At 41.7% G+C, this 18,604-nt stretch carries 14 protein-coding genes and 4 pseudogenes; 6 read left to right on the forward strand and 12 right to left on the reverse strand.

Annotation, left to right across the window (positions count from 1 at the left end; genetic code table 11):
- Window positions 1-180: 180 nt before the first annotated feature.
- A complete protein-coding gene (locus A0V43_RS08355) occupies window positions 181-1,212 on the forward strand; it encodes an ABC transporter substrate-binding protein (RefSeq protein WP_015375177.1) in 1,032 nt (343 codons plus the stop codon).
- A 476-nt stretch (window positions 1,213-1,688) separates the two neighbouring features.
- On the opposite strand, the gene A0V43_RS08360 is transcribed toward A0V43_RS08355, so the two are convergent.
- The 8 genes and pseudogenes from A0V43_RS08360 to A0V43_RS08390 all read right to left on the reverse strand — a co-directional run bounded on the left by A0V43_RS08360 (window position 1,689) and on the right by A0V43_RS08390 (window position 8,496).
- Window positions 1,689-2,153: a nucleotidyltransferase family protein gene (locus A0V43_RS08360; RefSeq protein WP_236930997.1), complete on the reverse strand. Its 465-nt coding sequence runs from the start codon at window positions 2,151-2,153 to the stop codon at window positions 1,689-1,691.
- A 21-nt stretch (window positions 2,154-2,174) separates the two neighbouring features.
- Window positions 2,175-3,266: an XdhC family protein gene (locus A0V43_RS08365; protein ID WP_047818543.1), complete on the reverse strand. Its 1,092-nt coding sequence runs from the start codon at window positions 3,264-3,266 to the stop codon at window positions 2,175-2,177.
- Window positions 3,263-3,716: pseudogene (locus A0V43_RS20430) on the reverse strand (helix-turn-helix domain-containing protein); the annotation flags it as partial. The pseudogene A0V43_RS20430 and the gene A0V43_RS08365, both read right to left, overlap by 4 nt.
- A gap of 100 nt (window positions 3,717-3,816) precedes the next feature.
- Window positions 3,817-4,830, reverse strand: a complete 1,014-nt coding sequence (gene allB, locus A0V43_RS08375) for an allantoinase AllB (protein WP_335339945.1) — start codon at window positions 4,828-4,830, stop codon at window positions 3,817-3,819.
- Window positions 4,746-5,180 carry an amidohydrolase family protein gene (locus tag A0V43_RS20915; RefSeq protein WP_335339940.1) on the reverse strand — a complete coding sequence of 145 codons (435 nt, stop codon included), beginning with the start codon at window positions 5,178-5,180 and terminating at the stop codon, window positions 4,746-4,748. Before A0V43_RS20915 ends, allB begins: the two co-directional genes overlap by 85 nt.
- A gap of 150 nt (window positions 5,181-5,330) precedes the next feature.
- Entirely contained in the window at window positions 5,331-5,831 is a 501-nt protein-coding gene (locus tag A0V43_RS08380) for a cytosine permease (protein WP_236930998.1), read from the reverse strand.
- Between the two features lie 137 nt (window positions 5,832-5,968).
- Window positions 5,969-7,225: an ArgE/DapE family deacylase gene (locus A0V43_RS08385; protein ID WP_063192884.1), complete on the reverse strand. Its 1,257-nt coding sequence runs from the start codon at window positions 7,223-7,225 to the stop codon at window positions 5,969-5,971.
- Window positions 7,226-7,257: 32 nt separating this feature from the next.
- Window positions 7,258-8,496, reverse strand: coding sequence for an allantoate amidohydrolase (locus A0V43_RS08390; protein WP_041470520.1), 1,239 nt, complete (start codon window positions 8,494-8,496; stop codon window positions 7,258-7,260).
- 176 nt (window positions 8,497-8,672) lie between these two features.
- Here A0V43_RS08390 and A0V43_RS08395 point away from each other — a divergent pair.
- From A0V43_RS08395 to uraH, 5 genes and pseudogenes are all read left to right on the forward strand, one after another.
- Window positions 8,673-10,287, forward strand: a pseudogene (locus A0V43_RS08395) (PucR family transcriptional regulator).
- 180 nt (window positions 10,288-10,467) lie between these two features.
- The gene (locus tag A0V43_RS18925) at window positions 10,468-10,653 is read left to right on the forward strand and encodes a hypothetical protein (RefSeq protein ID WP_128578004.1); all 186 of its coding nucleotides are present in this window, start codon (window positions 10,468-10,470) and stop codon (window positions 10,651-10,653) included.
- A gap of 319 nt (window positions 10,654-10,972) precedes the next feature.
- Window positions 10,973-12,333 (forward strand): annotated as a pseudogene (locus tag A0V43_RS08400) (ISLre2 family transposase).
- Window positions 12,334-12,491: 158 nt separating this feature from the next.
- Window positions 12,492-13,873: pseudogene (gene pucL / locus A0V43_RS08405) on the forward strand (factor-independent urate hydroxylase); the annotation flags it as partial.
- A 15-nt stretch (window positions 13,874-13,888) separates the two neighbouring features.
- The gene (uraH, locus tag A0V43_RS08410) at window positions 13,889-14,251 is read left to right on the forward strand and encodes a hydroxyisourate hydrolase (RefSeq protein ID WP_063192885.1); all 363 of its coding nucleotides are present in this window, start codon (window positions 13,889-13,891) and stop codon (window positions 14,249-14,251) included.
- A gap of 114 nt (window positions 14,252-14,365) precedes the next feature.
- Here the strand turns inward: uraH and A0V43_RS08415 are convergent, their stop codons facing one another.
- From A0V43_RS08415 to A0V43_RS08430, 4 genes are read right to left on the reverse strand one after another with little or no spacing between them, the layout of a single operon-like run.
- A complete protein-coding gene (locus tag A0V43_RS08415) occupies window positions 14,366-14,869 on the reverse strand; it encodes a (2Fe-2S)-binding protein (RefSeq protein WP_047818549.1) in 504 nt (167 codons plus the stop codon).
- On the reverse strand, window positions 14,848-17,148 hold the full coding sequence (pucD, locus tag A0V43_RS08420) for a xanthine dehydrogenase subunit D (protein ID WP_063192886.1): 2,301 nt from the start codon (window positions 17,146-17,148) through the stop codon (window positions 14,848-14,850). The genes A0V43_RS08415 and pucD overlap by 22 nt, the downstream gene beginning before the upstream one ends.
- A 2-nt stretch (window positions 17,149-17,150) precedes the next feature.
- Window positions 17,151-18,017: an FAD binding domain-containing protein gene (locus A0V43_RS08425; RefSeq protein ID WP_015375199.1), complete on the reverse strand. Its 867-nt coding sequence runs from the start codon at window positions 18,015-18,017 to the stop codon at window positions 17,151-17,153.
- On the reverse strand, window positions 17,968-18,603 hold the full coding sequence (locus A0V43_RS08430) for a nucleotidyltransferase family protein (protein WP_063192887.1): 636 nt from the start codon (window positions 18,601-18,603) through the stop codon (window positions 17,968-17,970). Before A0V43_RS08430 ends, A0V43_RS08425 begins: the two co-directional genes overlap by 50 nt.
- Window position 18,604 lies beyond the last annotated feature (1 nt).

The raw sequence follows: 18,604 nt of genomic DNA on the forward strand, positions 1-18,604 counted from the left end.
TTTATATAAATTTAACATAATATTGCTTATTACTGGCATGAGTGGAATTAAGTTTAAAATCAGAGCAATTAATAGCCAATGGCTTGCTGAATTAAGGGATAAAGTTGGGAGCAGTTTAATATTTTCAAAACTACAATTTTGGTAGTAAAAAACAAAGTGCTATACGAGGGGGAAAATAAAATGAAGGCATTGCGCAAAGCAAATTTTTTATTAATTGGGATTATATTCATGTTTATCCTTGCCGCCTGCAGTGGGCAAGAGTCGAACAGTTCGACAAGCGAGGGAAATAGCAATTCAAATGAAGAACAAAAAAACTTAAAAGATGTAAAAATTGTATTAAACTGGTTCCCTAAAGCGCAGCATGGCGGTTTGTATGCAGCACAAGAAAATGGATTATTTGAAAAAAAAGGTTTAAAAGTCACGATTGAACCGGGCGGGCCGCAAGTATCCTCTATTCAAATGGTTGCATCTGGAAGTGCTGACTTTGGACTTGCACATGCTGACCAAATGGTTATTGCTAGAAATCAAGGAATTGAATTAGTCGCCGTAGCTGCTGCCATGCAAGGAAGCCCGCAAGCATTAATGTTCCATAAAGGGAAAGGAATCAATGATTTTGATGAATTAAATGGAAGAAAAGTGTATATTCAACCTGGTATTACGTATTGGGATTTTTTAAAATCAAAATACAATTTAAATAATGTACAAGAATTGGCTTATACTGGCCAACATTCGAATTTTATTAGCGATGTCAATTCCGTAAGCCAAGCCTTTGTTACATCAGAGCCGTTCTTCTTAAAAAAAGATGGAGTAGAGGTCGAAACGAAGTTAATATCTGATGCAGGGTATAATCCGTATAACATAGTCTTATATGTTACAAAAGACTATTTAGAAAAAAATGAAGAAACTGTAAAAGCTTTTGTAGAGGCTTTTGTTGAAGGATGGTATTTATATAAAGATTCTTACGAAGAGATCAATAAAGTGATTCAGAAAAACAACACTGATATGGAGTTAGAATCTTTGAAATTTGAAGCGGAAGCACAAAAAGATTTTGTATATGGAGGGGATGCAGCAGAGCATGGAGTCGGGTATATGACTGAAGAACGCTGGGCAACACTTATTAAACAGTTGTATGATCTAGGTTTATTAGAAAAGACGTTTGATGCAAAAGAAATTTTTACAACCAAATATTTGCCAAGACGTGAATCGAAGTAAAATCTGAAAACAAAAGCTGGGCAGCTTCATGGTTGCTCAGTTTTTTGTTTTATAAATGTAAACGTCAAATAGCCCCCACCTTTTTTGAAGGCCGGAGCTTAAGGTATTATTTAGTTAGCTGATTAAAAGCAATACATGTAACAGGGAGTGTGGTTGACCAAGGAAGCATTTGATCCAATGCATTCTTGTCTGACAAGCGTTTGTTCGGTGACTTGATCAATTTTATAGTTTTGTGTACAATTCATCTGAAGTCCTCCTTGGTATGGTGAGTGATGTGGTTGACACCCCTGCATCATACCAAGAGGGCTTTTTTTGATCAAGTCCCCGGAAAAGCTCCTAACGGGAATGCTCCTTCCTAAGAAGCTGCTCATAGTCTTCCGGTGTATCAATATCACTTGGGAATGGTTTATCGATTCTAGCAAAACAGATCTTATTCGAGAACATTTTTAAAACAGATCTCGCGCCTTCATCGCCTGTTACATTGAAAAGATGTGGAAACATCGAGCAATCAAACAGAACAGGATGCCCTCTTTTCGATTGATAGCTTGCTTGGACAATGAGGGGCCGCCATTCGATTCATAACATTCAATTACCGCATCTATATCATCTGATGAGACAAGCGGCTGATCACCAAGCAACACAACAGCAGCATCAGCCGTTAAAGGCAGATTCATCAACCCTGCTTTTAACGATGTTGACATTCCTTGTCCCGCCTGTTCATTCAAAACGAGTTTGCTCACGCACGACCTAGAAACTTCATTTCTAAGCTCGGCAACCTCGGGATTGACTACGACAACCACACCGCTTAAACGCGACTCCATACTTTCATCAATCACATGCCGGATAATAGGTTTACCTTTGTACGGAAGAAGCAGCTTTGGTTTTCCCATGCGCTTTGAAAAACCTGAAGCTAAGATAATTCCCCATATGTTCTTTCTCATCTTAATAGACTGGCACCTCCTTCATACAGAATGCGCCATAGATGCCAGTTGCGACAGTTTTCTTCCAGTTCCTCCTCTATATACCATCATGATTTCAGCCAAAATACTGAGTGCGATTTCTTCTGGCGTTTTCGCTCCGATATCCAGTCCAATCGGACTATGGATGCGATAGACATTTTCATTGGATAGGAGGGTGTTGCTTGTCGCAATCAATCTATCCGTTCTTTTTCTCGGTCCTAATAGTCCGATGTAGGCCGCATTTGAATTTAAAATAGATTCTAAAATTTCCCTATCATGCAAGAAGTTGTGTGTCATAATGACAACATATGAGTTTTCATGAAGGGAAACGTTTGGTACGCTACCAGCAGGATAGACATGAATGAAATCGGCTTCTGGAAAATTTTCCTCATTGCAATAAGATGAGCGATAATCAAGCACAGTAACTAGCCACTTCAAATTTTTCGCCATCTTGACAAGTGGAATGGCATCAGGACCCGCGCCGAAAACGATAAGATGAGGCGGTGGACTTATTGATTCATAATACACGTACAAATCTTGCTCGCCACCTAAATAAACCATTTCATTTTTCAAATCCTTTTTTCTCATCATATAATCGACGGCAATCTCCCGAACAGAGATAGGTATGTCGCTATTATCGAAAGCACTATCAATGACCCACATTTTCCCTTGCAGCGATTCGTCTTTCGCTTTCACAATCGTGACAGTGTGTAACGTTTTTTGAAGAGAGTCCGAAAAGTACCGATCAATAATAGCTGCCTTTTCAGGTTGTTTGGCAGGAAGATACGGCTGTAAAAAAATATTCATTTTTCCGTTGCAACCAACCCCAAGACCCCAAACGATGTCATCGTCTCCGTAAAAATCATAATGGATGATGGTCGGTTTTCCAGTCTCTAGAACTTTCATGGCGTGTTCAATAATATCTGATTCCACGCATCCGCCACTTAAAAGCCCAGTAAGCTTCCGGTCTTCTGAAATAAAACATTTTGCTCCTGCTTTTTGATAAGTAGATCCTTCTGTCGAAATAATCGTTCCAAGTACTCCTGAAAGCCCTTCCTTTTTACAACGTTCCAATTCTTTTTTTATAGCAATCACGACTTTACCCCCTTTTCCTGAAAATAGAATTGCTCCCGATATTCACTTGGCGTTTTTCCCACAATTTTTTTGAAAGTAGTCGCAAAGTAGCCAGGATTAGAAAATCCCGTATTATGAGCTATGACTTCAATCGGCAGACTGGAAAATCTAAGTAAACTTTTCGCTTTCTGCACTCTAACAAACGACAAATATTCCACTTTTCCAAACGTCGGAATGATTCGTTGTTTTCCTTTGACAAACCATGTTTTTTGAATCGCTTGGTAATCACGAATCATCGACTCATCTTGAAAGAGGACATGGGCGATGTTCCCATCTACCAGTTTTTTTTACTTCAGGGAAGGTGATTTCGACGAATTCTTTTTGTTTCTCTTCATCGGCATTGGCTAGTGTATAGGTCGGTTTCGTATAGCTTAGCCCTAACCGATGCAGAATGTCACTTTTATTCTGAATTTTTATATTTCTTCAAATATTATCCATTCATTTTCTTATCATTCTACTCTTTAGCTGAAATACTCATACCATTTTCTTAGAAGAAGAAACAGGCTATAATTTATACTATTTGCCCAGAAATGTTGCTGTCAATTATTTCACCTCTTTGAAAAACAACCCTTCCGCGAAGAATTGTATGCGTTACTATCCCCCGGAAACTTTTCCCTATATACGGACTTTGTTGATGCCGATATAAAAGATCTGTTTCCTTCAGGACAAAAGAAGATTGCAAATCGACCAATGTCAGGTCAGCGTCACTCCCAACGGCAATAGTACCTTTCCGTGGATACAGACCAAACCGTTTTGCCGGATTGGTCGCTGTTACTCGTACAATGACTTCCAAGGGAATTCCACGCCGCCAATACCCCTCCTCAAGCATAACATTCAAGGTTGTCTGTGCGCCCGATATTCCGCCCCACAAACTGAAGAAATCACCGTTATCCGAAGCAACTTTCATTGCTGGAGGAGAAGGAGAATGATCTGAACCGATGATATCAATTTCACCGGATTTTAAAGCTTCCCACAGCGATTCTACATCCTCCCGTTCCCGCAGAGGCGGTGCACATTTCGCCATTCCGCCAAGCCGTTCCAGATCCTCAATGGTAAAAGACAGATAATGGGGGCAAGTTTCAACAGTTATATCAACCCCCCTTTGTTTTGCTTCGCTTATATACTTGATGACCTTACCACTGCTTGCGTGTACGATATGCAACTTGCATCCCGTAATTTCCGCATATGCCGCTGCCCTGCCTACAGCTTCGATTTCTGATATAACGGGACGGGAAGCCACATAATCCCGTGCAGTCCGATTCCCTTGTGATTTATACCAATCTGCGAGTTGTTTCGTAATGACATCACTTTCGGCATGGAGGGCCAGGATGGAACCCAGCCTTGCAATTTTTTGCATTCCTTTAAATAAAGTACAATCGTCTACGTGAGGGAACTCATCGATGCCGCTATCGGACATAAAACCTTTGAATCCAATAACACCTAAATCTTTAAGATGTTCCAGGGAATCCAGATTTCCTGGAACAAGTCCTCCCCAAAGGCCAAAATCAAGAATCGATTTTTGTATGGCCGCTTCTTTTTTGACTTGAAAGCCGTATGTCGATGTAGTCGGGGACTGCTATTAAGAGGCATATCAAAGAAAGTTGTGACTCCCCCCGCAGCCAAACTTCGGGAGCCTGTGTAGAAACCTTCCCAGTCCGTCCGACCGGGTTCATTAAAGTGAACATGGGTATCGATCAAACCGGGCAAGACGTGCAGACCGAAAGCATCAATCTCTAGCTTGGCTTTTCTCCCTGACGGTATAGATCCAATTTGAACGATTTTTTGCTCGCACACGGCAATGTCCCCTTGAAATATTCCATCTTCGGTAACAATCTGCCCATTGCGTATAATAAGATCGTAACTACTTTCTTTCACGCCAATCCCCCTTTTACTCGATTACAGATATAGATTGAGTTTTATCCACAACTATTTGTTGATTGCGTTGCATTAATCCGCGGTAGGCGACGGCAGAAATCATTGCACCAATAAACCATGAAAAGGGAGCAAAATATGAAAACATTGGAACTAGTGCGACAATTGCAGCGAAAATAGATCCGATAATAAAGGCAGCCAACGCCTGTAGGTTAAACCCATTTTTATACCAATAAGGGATGTGGCACCTTCCTTATAAAGAGAGTGAACATCAACTTTTTGCTGCTTAACTAAGTAATAGTCAATAACCATTACTCCGAAAATTGGACCGAGGAAAGCTCCAAGCCCTCCCAAGAAATAGTTGACAGCTACAGGGCTCCCATAAATTTTCCAGGGCATGACAAGAACGGACAGAATCGCGGTAATAATCGTTCCTTTCTTGAAATTTATATGTTTCGGCGCTGCATTGGCAAGATCATATGCAGGAGATACAAGGTTCGCGACAATATTAATGGCTAACGTTGCAACGATGAAAACAATTGCTGCAATTAAATTGACCACACTATTCTCAATCTTTTGCACGATCAAAACAGGATCAACAATTGCCTCACCAAAAACTGTAATTGTACCTGCTGTAATAACTACAGTAGCCAAGGAAAACACAATTGGATTCCATCACATTGAAAGGATTTTGGGCACTCCTTGGTAGGCAATTCTGTTTCCACAACGACCAGCCAACTCGCGGTACCAAGGAGTCCTCTTTTGTTGTTTAAAGCGCAAAGAGAATAAAGTTATTTGTCTGTCCGAAGCAAATCATAAAGAGTAAGTGCCACAATTTTTGTTGCTTTGACCAAATCTTCAATCCGGACATGTTCATCCGCCCGATGGCCGTTGGCTTCCAACAAGGTCCGAGGACCCGCGCCAAACAGGACGACAGGAACTCCGGCTTCCGCAAAATGTCTCGCATCGGTGTACAACGGAATTCCGTGAATCTCTGGCTCTCCGTCCATAATTTCTTTCCAGTTTGCCATAAGCGTCTGGATCAATGGGGAATCTACCGGTGTCGGCTTGAAGCTTTTCGCCAGCAGTATGCGTTCAAACTCCGCCCGGATTCCTTCATAGCGCTTAACCACCTGTTCCACCAGTTCACGAATTTCCATTTCCACCTGTTCCCCGTCTTCCTCCGGGATCAACCGGCGGTCAATCCGGATTGTACACTGATCCGGCACCACGTTAGTGTTGATTCCTCCCGAGATTAATCCGACTACTAATGTGGGAGACTCGATTCCAGGAACACTGGAACGTTTTTGATCTAACTTCCGGCGATAGTCGTACAGTGCCTGTAGCACACCGGTCATCGCTTCGATGGCGTCATGTCCTGTATACGGCGCTGCTGCATGTGCCGACTTGCCTTTGATTCGTATCTCAAGGTGCAGACATCCGTTATGGGAGTTTACAATCGAATACGTGAATCCAGCTGAAAACGCCATATCCGGCTGAATATATCCCTTTTCGATCATCCACTTTGGACCGATTTCTCCGCCTGTCTCCTCATCGAAGTTAAACGCCAAGGACGCTTTACCCGACAACTTCTCTGTCACTTGACGAAGGGCCATGACCGCGAAGGTATACGATGCAATGTCCGATTTGGATACGGCAGCACCGCGACCATACAGCTTCCCGTCAACGATTTGTCCGCCATACGGATCATACGTCCAGCCAAGTCCCGGCGCCACCACATCTCCATGAGCGTTGAGGACAATTTCAGGCCCTTTTCCGTCCCCAAAGATGGTTTTAGCGACAACGTTTGCCACCCGAACCATCCCTTTTTCCCTGACTTCCTCCGGGTCTACTTCCAACAGCGCGACATCTTCAAATTGAAAATCATGCAGACGTTTATAAATGTGCTCTGCGATGGCATAACAGTCGCCCGGCGGATTGTCCGACGGTATGGCGACCAGTTCCCGTAGAAATTTGATGAGGTTGTGCCTTTCAGATTCAATCCATTGCAAAATTTCCTGCTTCGCTTGACATTTGATAGTTGCCATTGATGATTCCCCCTTCTAATCTTAAGACTTTTTTATGATGTCAACTTCAGAGCAACATCCAGCAGCACAGAGGTTCCTATTTTAATGTCCTCGGCTGCTACAAATTCGTCAGGATGATGACTCAGACCATTTTTGCATCTGACAAAGATCATGCCAATGTCAGTTATAGAAGCTAATGCCATCGCATCATGTCCCGCTCCGCTAACAAGTCGAACTGACTTCATTTTGCGCTCCTCGAGAACCGAAGAAATCACATCGATAAAACGACTCGAACATAGCACAGCAGGAGATTCCATGACTTTTGTAAACTCGCAAACTAATCCCCGTTGTTTGGCAATCTCCTTACATTCCTCTATGATTCGGTTCAGTGCGGTTCTTCTAGTTCCATCGTCAATCGACCGGACATCAAGTGTTCCTTCGACCAATCCCGGAATCACATTGCTGGCCCCCGGAAATACAGACAGCTTTCCTACGGTAGCCATCAGATTCTCATATTGGAGAACGATCTGTTCGATTGCCAGGATCATTTCCGCTGTTCCGGCAAGTGCGTCTTTTCTCAGCGGCAACGGTACGGTTCCCGCATGCCCCACTAATCCTTCCACCCGGAATTTATATCGGGACTGTCCAGCAATCCCGGATACGACCCCGCAGGCTTGATTCATTTGTTCAAGAATTGGACCTTGTTCAATATGCAATTCAAGATAACCAAGGATTGTTTTCGGATGACGGGCAGCCGTGTGGTATTGAAATGGATCAAGACCGATCTCTTTCATGGCTTCTGCCAATGTAATCCCATTTGCATCTTTCGCAAACAGTTCTTCTTCCCGTAGATTACCCGCAATTGCCCGACTGCCAAGCAGCGTTGTATGAAATCTAGCACCTTCCTCATCGCAAAAGCCGATCACTTCAATTGGATTGTTGGGTCTCATACCGTTTTCATATAGGGTTTGAATCACTTCAATCGCTGCAATCACGCCAAGTACCCCGTCATATTTCCCAGCTTCAATGATAGAGTCGAGATGCGACCCAATGAGCAGTACTGGCGCGTCAGGCCATTTCCCTTCGTAACGACCGATGATATTATTAAGACCATCCCTGCGAACTGTCATGCCTGCTTCCTGCATCCATTGCGCCACCAGCTCATTAGCCATTTCGCTTTCCCTTGAAAAGGAAAGGCGGGTCACTCCTTTTTTAGTCATGCTGCATTTCGCAAGTTCTTCAATCCGACGTACGATTCGATCTGCGTTTACTTTTTGATAAAGCGTCTGCATCCCCACTCTCGCCTCTTTCTTTTTCAAATGAAAATAAATGTTATATAAAATGTTATAAAACATAACATATTGTGTTATATAAGTTGATTTTAGCTTGATTTTCCTCTATAATCATTGGTAAAATCGCTATAAATTTTATAATTTTTTGTGCAATTTAACCAAAAGGAGTGAGGAGTATGAAGATTTCAGATATATTACATATACCTGCTTTCCACAATGCAAGATTAATCGCGGGCATAAGGGAAAAGAAAGAGATGTGTATAGTGTAAATATGATGGATGCTCCCGATATCATCTATTACTTAAAACCGAATGAATTACTTGTAACTACAGCATATCACCTTAAAGACAACCCACACGACTTACTTGAGTTAATCAAAAGCATGGTGGAACAACAATGTGCAGGTCTTGCCATTAAAACAAAACGGTTTTTAGAAGAAATTCCGGAAAACGCTCTTGCCTATGCCAATGAAATCGGATTCCCCATCATAGAACTGCCAATAGATATTTCATTAGGAGAAGTTGTCAACCAATTATTAAGTTATATTCTTGATAAACGAACAAATGAATTGCTCTTAGCTATTGAAACGCATCAAAAATTTACCAAGCATATTATGAGTGGCAAAGGGTTAACATCCTTGCTCAGAAGCTTATCTTCCATGATTAAATATCCAATTATATTACTGAATAAGCATTTTCGAATTATCGGTTCTTCTCATCCGTTCTCCAATCTTTCTGATGAACTCAGGAAACTATACACAAATGGATTTCGCTTTTTTTTACCAAACACTTCTTATTCTTGTTTTTCCATTATATCTAACCGAGAGGTTGTTTCTGTATTTCCAATCTACACCCATGAGGAAAACAGCGGTTGCTTAGCTGTAATAGGTATGATTCCCTTTTCTAACCCGTCAATGATTTTAACCATTGAGCAAGCAGCCAATGTTATTTCCTTTGAATTAATGAAAGAAAATGCATTAAAACAATACACAAAAAAAGTGCGCAATGAGTTTTTTATTAATTTTACAGAAGGGCATTTCAATCCCTAGAAGAAGTGACTATTAAGGCAAAAGAATTTCAGATTATCAACGACCAATCCTATATTTGTGCAGTTGGAAAACTTGATGAGAGCAGGACGATGTTAAGTTTCACAGAATCCCACAAAGAAATTGATACTATTTTTGAGTTTATAGAAGAAGAAAGTCACATCTTTTCTAAATCCATTCATCATTTCGTAAAAGGAAATATTTGTATTTTACTATTCCCTATCACAGAATCTTGGACAGAACTCAATACGATCATTCTCCCTTTCCTAGAAGAGCTACAGATTAAAATCAAAAACAGATATAATCGGACTGTTTCTTTCGGACTTAGCAACTTATGCCAACAATTTTTAGATGTCCAAAAAGGATTCAGGGAAGCTTTGGAAGCATTGCAGACTGGCCGGCTGTCAGGAAATCGCCAGTTTATTCAAATCTATCGAAGAAAAGATATTTCCGAACTTTTACAGATGATCCCCACACAAGATTTAAAAGATTTTTACAACGAAACATTACAAAAATTATCAGATCAGTCTATACACGAAAACCAAATCCTATTGCATACATTATTTGTATTTCTAGAGAACCATTGTCAAATTTCAGAAACAGCGAAGAAACTATACGTTCATCGAAATACCGTAATTTATCGTTTAGAAAATTGCGAAAAACTAATTGGAAAAAGCCTAAAAGATCCTGATACTACCTTCCGCCTTCGTTTAGCGTTTCGCATCAAAAATTTACTTCATTTATAAAAAAAGTCTTTTTTATAATTGTTAGATTTTGTAACATCGATATTTACCTACTCCGCCTAATTTCATACTGAACTTTTTGTTTTTTATGCAATTTGTCAACTCCTCTAAAAAATAATTGTACAAATTAACTAATGACATCTACATCACCTTACTTTATTATGTTATATAAAGTAACAATTAATGTCATTTTATTTACAAAAAAGAGGAGGGAATGCCATTGAACAAAAATCTTGGAAAGGCCCAAATCTTTTAGAAGATGGAATTGTAACAGGCAGCTTAACTGCTATTATCTTAAACTTGTTTTTTAATCTTTCATTAAAGGAAAAGCCAACTGTTAATAACACTTTAAAAACAACAATAGAATAGAATCACAAGAAAAGGGGAAAATGATGCGATTAGAACAATTAAACGAAATGAGTGCTTCTGAATTTATTAATCAATTAGGAGGGGTTTTTGAGCATTCTTCATGGGTGGCAGAACGGGCAGAGCCCTATCGTGTGAGTAAAATATTTGTGGGTGACATTTCGACATGATCCCCGACGAGGGTTGCGAACTTTTGTTCGCGACGCTCGTCGGGGCCACCAAGCGAAGCGCGGTAGAACAAGCAAATGTCATGCAAAAAGGACTCTCTCCCTGCTATGATGGTGATTGTCAACATCAACCGAAAACAGGAGGGAGAGAGTCCATGAAACATCTTACCACAGAATGGCCTTTATTAAAAGAGTTGGAGGAACAATTGTTGAGAACTCTTCAAAAGGTGTTCGCTGTCTTGTTGGCGGCCCTTTTGGAGGAGATCGATCAACAACTGGCGGAAGCGCGGGACAAGCGCCGGTATCAGCTGAAAGACAAACGGCTGACTACGATCCAAACGCTGTTTGGGGAAGTGACGTTCCGCCGGAACTACTACTATGATCGACAAACGGGGCGTATACGTTCTTGCTGGATGCCGAACTGGGCTTTGATGGAGCGCAGTCGATCAGCCCTTGCCTCGAGGAAACGGCGGTCGAGTTGGCCGTCGAGTGCTCTTCCTACCGCAAAGCGGCTCGCACGCTGGAGTCGATCGTGGGGTATGCGGTCCTCAGCCACGAGGCGATTCGCCAACTGGTGCTGGAGGCCCCTGTCTCGCTGCATCACCCTGTTTCCAAACGGCACGGCCGGGTGCTGTTTGTGGAGGCGGATGGACTGTTTATTTCCCGCCAGGGGAAAGGGAAACGGGCGAAAGAAGAGAAAATCCTGGCGGTTCACGAGGGATGGAGACGAAACGGGTCGCAGCTTGAGCTGGTGAACCGGCGCCACTACCTCCATGAAGGGACGGGGACGTGTGGGAACGGTTTGAGGAGTGGCTGATGAAGGAATATGCCTATGATCCGTGCCAAGACCTATTGGTCATCAACGGCGACGCGGCGTCGTGGATCACGGCCTGCCGGGAGTATTTTGGGAAGCGGGCGTGCTTTCAGCTGGATCGATTTCATGTGGCGCGGGAGCTGCGTCAGTGTCTGTCCGGCCATCCGCGTTGGCGGGAGGTGCGGAAGAAGCTGGCGAAACAAGATGAAGAAGGGCTTCTCGTGGAGCTGAACAGCGCGGTCGGCACGTTGGAGGACGAAGCGAAAGAGAAGCAGCTGGCTGCCATGATCCGCCGGATCGAGTCGATGCCGGGATGCATCCGGGACTATCGGGGGTGGCTGTCGGAGCAAGGGTGGAGACGACCGGCATGCGTCCGATGGGCCATGCGGAGAGTGTGATGAGCCGATTTGCGCATCGGGTGAAATCCCGCCGCAGCTGGAAAGACCAAGGGCTTCGGGCGTTTCTGAGGGCGATGGCAGCCCGAATCGACGGGATCCGGTGGAGAAAGGGCCGTTGGAGGCAGAAGAGCTCCAGTCGGCCGTCTCGGCCTCAACAAAGTCCAAGCGGATCGAACAGGCCAAACGGAAGGCCGGACGGTTGTGGATGGATGTGGTGCGTCAGAATATACCGTGTCTGCAACAGTCATCCGGGACGCCGATCCATCAAGCGTTGTCGGCGCTCCGGGATGGTGGTTGGGTGTAAAAAAATGGAATATCGTATCATCGCCTCAAGATGAGGGATGAGAGTCCGAAAGCGCTTACGATATGAATTCCTGAAAATGGTTCGCTAACTAGTGATTGACAACGCTCGTAGTGAATCGAAAAAATGTTCTCCACAAAGTCTTGACTGACTCGCCCTATCGGCCATTCTCCTCATTTCAATCTCTATATGATAAAATGGTGGAGATTGTCGAAACAGCTTCGGAGAACGAAAAATTAAAATTAATTAGAATGCACCCACATTTAGGCACTAATGCAAAAGTAACAGATTTCTCTCAAAAGGAACAGAAACATGCTGGATTAAATGAATTAACAGAAGATGAACATAATCATCTAATGCTACTCAACAAAGAATATATGGATAAGTTTGGATTCCCTTTCGTAATGGCAGTTCGCGGAAAAACAAAACAAGATATTTATAGAACGATAAAAGAAAGACTAAAAAATAATTATAGAACAGAGTTTGAACAAGCATTAGAAGAAATAAAAAAAATCGCGATGTTTCGTTTACAAGAAATAATTAATGGGGAGAGATGATTTCTATGACCAATAATAAAGAAAGAGTCATGTATTATGGAAAAGGAGACGTATTTGCCTACCGCACAAATTTAAAACCACTTACAGGGATAAGAACGATTCCTGAATCTTCTTTTTCTGGTCGAAACAATATTATTTTTGGAGTAAATGTAAAAATAGCAGTGGGAGGAGCAAAGTTGTTAACCTCTTTTACGGAAGGAGATAATAGCTTAGTCGTTGCAACGGACTCGATGAAAAATTTTATTCAAAGACATTTAGCCAGCTATACAGGAACAACGATTGAAGGATTTTTAAAATATGTAGCAACTTCATTTTTAAAGAAATATTCTCATATTGAAACTATTTCATTGATTGGAGAGGAAATTCCATTTGAAACAACTTTCACATTAAGTGATGGAAATATAACAGCTAGTGACCTAGTTTTTAAAAGATCCCGAAATGAATATTCCTTTGCTACTTTAAACATGGTTCGAAGAGAAAATGACAGTATAGATATTATCGATCAATACAGCGGAATTTCTGACCTTCAATTAATTAAAATTAGCGGTAATTCTTTTGTCGGTTTTATTCGCGACGAATACACAACCCTTCCAGAGGATACAAACCGCCCGCTATTTGTTTACTTAAACATCAAATGGAAATACAAAAACATTGAAGACTCATTTGGTGATAATCCAGAATATTATGTTGCAGCCGAACAAATTCGCGACATTGCCACTTCGGTATTTCATGAAACAGAAACACTTTCCATCCAACACTTAATTTATTTAATCGGTCGCAGAATATTAGAAAGATTCCCTCAACTCCAAGAAGTAAACTTTGAATCTCAAAACCATACATGGGATAAAATTGTTGAGGAAATTCCTGGATCACAAGGAAAAGTATATACTGAACCGCGACCACCATACGGATTTCAATGCTTTACTGTTACACAAGAAGACTTGCAACACAAAAACATTCCTATGCTTTCTGCTGAAATTCAATAATAAAGGAGCACTTAGATGAGCGGGTTAACGACACATATTTTAGATTTAACACATGGAACACCAGCCGAAAATGTAAAAATAAAGTTGTTTCGTTTCGATGATGAATTGGAAACAAAAAAACGGTTGCTGCAAACGACTATCACAAATCAACATGGTCGCGTTGACCGGCCATTATTAGATGAGCACGAAATCGTTCCAGGGAAATATGAACTTGTATTTTACATCGGTGATTATTTTCTGAGAAAAGGCCTAAAATTGGATGAACCTCTATTTTTAGATAAAGTTGTAGTTCACTTTGGAATTTCCCAACCTAATTCCCATTACCACATTCCTTTGCTCATCTCTCCGTGGGGATATCAAGTATATCGAGGAAGCTAAAAATATATGGGGCTGATTCAAATACACGTTGAATCAGCCCTTTTGTTACGCTATGAAACCGATTATAAAAAGATCTCCCGCAAACTTGCGGGAAAACCCGTACTCTTTATATTTTTATAATTGAGCCAGTTTCTGAATCGCTCTGATGATGCCGCCATAACCGGTACATCTACAAAGATTTCCTGATAATCCTTCGAGAATTTGCTCCGCAGTTGGATTGGCATATTGATCAAAAATGGATTTTACAGCCATTATCATTCCCGGTGTGCAGTATCCGCATTGAAAGCCTCCTTCTTCCAAAAAAGCCTTTTGAATCGGATGAAGTCCATTCTTTCCTAAACCTTCAATCGTTATAATCTCCTTCTGATCTGATTGATAGGCCCTCACTAAGCAAGAATTGACTAATTTTCCATCCATAATGACTGAACAGGCACCGCATCGACCAATTCCACAAGAAACTTTTGTGCCCGTTAATTGCAATTCTTCTCTTAGTATATCAACAAGACGCATAGTTGCATCTACAAACAGTTCCTTTGCTTGTTCATTAACAATAAGCGAGATTTTTATTTTTTCCTCCAACGGAGGTTTAGCTTTTCCTACAATTTTGTTGTCAGCCACTCTCTCATCTCCCTTTGATTCACTGCTTTTACAATTTCCTCACGAGACACAGGCAGCTTAGTAACCCACAAGCCAATCGCGTCATAAATAGCTTTAGCAATCGCCGGAGCAACGGCCACCGTCCCAATTTCGCCTACACCTCTTGGACCATAAGGATCTCCCTCGTACAATTCTTCTATAGCTGTTATATCCATAGAATGCGGAATATCATTTATGGTAGGAATAAGATAGGAGTCGAAATTTTCTGTTACGTACTTTCCCTTTTCCATTATCGCTTCTTCTAGTAACGTATATCCTAATGCCATAACTGAGCCACCTTCAATTTGCCCCAAGTAGCCTGTTGGATAAATCACCGGACCTGCAGCAACCGCCTGCTCCAAATTTTTCACTCGCACTATTCCCGTTAATTCATCTACTTCGACTTTTACCGCACAAGCGGCAAAAGAATATAAATAGTGCCCGCCAGGAATGGAATGAGGAGTCGTTGGAAAATGAAATTCCGTCTCGATTTGGATGGGATCATCCTTCGTTTCATGGGCTATTTGCTGATAAGTGATGAGAGGCTCAGAATTCAATCCATCGCAGGACCAAATTCCAATGGGACCTAAATACAATTGAGTGGCTGGCACTCCAGTGCATTGAGAAGCTTTTTCTAATAATCTTTTTTTAAAAGGATCTTTCATCCGTTGAAGCGCATGCCACACCATGCTTGTTCCCCGTGAAGCGGTAGAAGAACCGGAGCGGGGAACGCGATCAGTATCGCCAATCGTGATTTTTATATCATTTGCTGAGCAGCCTATTTCTTTTATTACTAGCTGTTCAATGACAGAAAGCAGCCCTTGGCCAAATTCTTCGAAGCCGAAAGCAATTTCAATTTTTCCATCCTCATTTAACGATAGACGACCCCCTGCTGGGTCTAAACGTCCATATCCAAGTCCTCCTCCGTGCATCGCAATGGCAACGCCTATACCTGTTTTTTTCCATCGATCAGTGCCTTCTCCCCACTCTATGCTCTCTTTTTTATTTAAAAGAGGAGATTGACTAATCGCTTTTAAAACTTGTGCTGCCCCATCAGTAGGTGCAATCTCTTGACCTACTGGACCTAGATCATCGGCTTTGCGGAGATTTCTTTTTCTCAACTCCATTGGACAGATTCCAAGCTTGACCGCCAAACGGTCGATTTGCCCCTCCAACGCAAAGGTCACTTGATTTCCTCCAAATCCTCTAAACTCTCCAGCAACACCATTGTTTGTATAGACACTTAACCCTTCAACATGCACATTTGGGATAATATAAGGTCCTGTTGCATGCTCAACCGCAAAATCTAATACAGCCGGACCTAACGTAGCGTAAGCACCCGTATCCGCAATAATTCGTACTTGATGAGCAAGAATTTTACCATTACGGCTGGCACCTGTCTTCATCGTAATCTTCATTGGGTGCCTTTTTAGTCCGGATCTAACAGATTCGCGTCTGCTTTGGTGAATTTTCACCGGACATCCAGTTTTTATCGCCAATAATGCACCGTACGGCTGAATATTCAACTCATCTTTGCCGCCGAAAGATCCGCCGATTGGACTGGAAACCACCCTGATTTTACTTTCAGGAACATTTAAAATTCGGGCTAATTGGAAACGATCTTTATATCCATGTTGTGTTCCGACATACACAGTAATCCTTCCATCCTTTTCTGGAACAATCACCCCTCCTTCCGTTTCCATATACGCGTGCATTTGACGAGGCAACTCATACGTTTCTTCCACAATCACATCACATGTTTGAAAGGCTTCTTCTACATTTCCTTTTTGATAGGAAGCTTGATGAAGAATATTTCCGTCAGGATGTAATCGAGGTGCTGAAGGAAGAAGAGCCTGTTCCGGATCATCGATAACAGGCAAAGGCTCATATTCCACTTCGATTAGCTGAAGCGCTTTTTCCGCTATTTCTTCCGTTTCTGCTGCCACAGCAGCAACAGCATCTCCTACATATCGAACCCGCTCATCGCACAAAACCGGCTGATCGGGAAAAATTAACCCAAATCGATTTAATCCCGGCACATCTTTACTAGTAATAACAGCTCGCACTCCCGGCAACTCTTCCGCTTTTTTTGTAGAGATAGAAATAATTTTGGCATGAGGATACGCACTACGTAAAATTTTCCCATGAAGCATATTAGGAAAAGAAAGATCTGTTAAAAACTTTAATTTACCTGTTACCTTATCTACTCCATCTGGTCGTATAAGGGATCTCTGTAAATTGTTAGAATAGGTAAATTTCATGATTATCCCTCCAATCTACTTAATTCGGAAATAATGATATTGGCCGTCACCCATCGCCGATAGTCATCAGAGTAAAAAACATCAGAAATGGGATGAAATTCATTAAGGATCGTTTCATATACATTCCTTAACAACTTGGGATTTATCATTTGATCTATTAGCAATTGTTCTGTTGCTTTTAAACGATGAGGACGATTATCTCCTCCACCTACTGCTAATCGAACAAAATCGATCACCCCTGCATCATTTTTGCCTATCACTCCTGAAACCGTCACAACTGATCCTGAAAAAGCCTCTCTCCGTCCAACCTTTTTATAAAATTGAGTAACAAATGAAGAGTGACGATATTCTGGCAGAATGACGCCAGTAAGGAGAACCTCCTTATTTTGTCTTGTATTCAACCAATGATCTAGTTTTTCGGTTTTTATTGTTTTTCCATCAAAGTATGACACTTCCGCATCCATCGTTAAAAGAGCAGGAATGGCATCACCAAATCCATAGGCTACATTTCCACCAATCGTTCCTAAGTTACGAATGGCTGGCGCAGCAATTTGCTGAATTGCTGTTGATAATAAAGACCACTTTTCTTTAATAACAGGATGATTGCGACAAGTGGCCAACTTGGTCATTGCACCAATCTGTAGAAAACGTTTTGTTCCTTCCGTTTTGTAGTTAATCCCCTCAAGTCCTTCTACTTTTTCAAGACTTATCAGTTGAGGAGGATACGGTACCCCCTTTTCCCACTGAGTTTGTAGCAGTGTCCCTCCAGCAACAAAGCATGATTGCAAATGAAATTTTTCCCTTAATGTCCATGCCTCTTTAATGTCTGTTGGAGTCCAAACTTTTGCAGCCAGTATCCTCATGCTCATTTTTATATCCCTCCTTCTCTCGCCAATTGGTAATCTTCCTTTGTATCAATATCAAAAAAGCCTTTCGATCTTCATAGATGATGGAAATCCCGTTTAAATCGGGATTTTGGCGTATAATTCCTTGTGCACCAGCATCTCCTGTGAGTGTTATCAGTTTTAGAAAAAGATTTTTTGATAGTAAAACAGGCGGCCTTAATAAGTTCCCGAACATCGCGGCTACAAAATCTAGTTTTTTATGGTTGCTTACGTATTGTTCGTACTGAAAGATTAGTTCGTTAATCATTTCTGTTCGAATAAAAGGCTGATCAGCAAGGAGAACGACCACCCCATCTGCTTTCTCCTCTTTTGCCCTAGATAAACCCGCTTTTAAAGAGAACGATTGCCCTTTTTCTGCCTCGCAACAACGGACAATCGTCCAGCGATTTTTCAATGCTTTCATTCTTAACACCCAATCAATCCAATCTAACGTGTCATCCCCTCTTGTAATTACAAAGATATGGTCAAGTTCAGATGTAACAGCCGCATACAGAGATAAACTTCCTATCGTCCGATCCCTGATGGGAAGGGAAAGCTTATGTGTCCCCATT

Origin of the sequence: Geobacillus sp. JS12, assembly GCF_001592395.1 — a bacterium.
GTDB classification, from domain to species: Bacteria; Bacillota; Bacilli; order Bacillales; family Anoxybacillaceae; genus Geobacillus; species Geobacillus zalihae.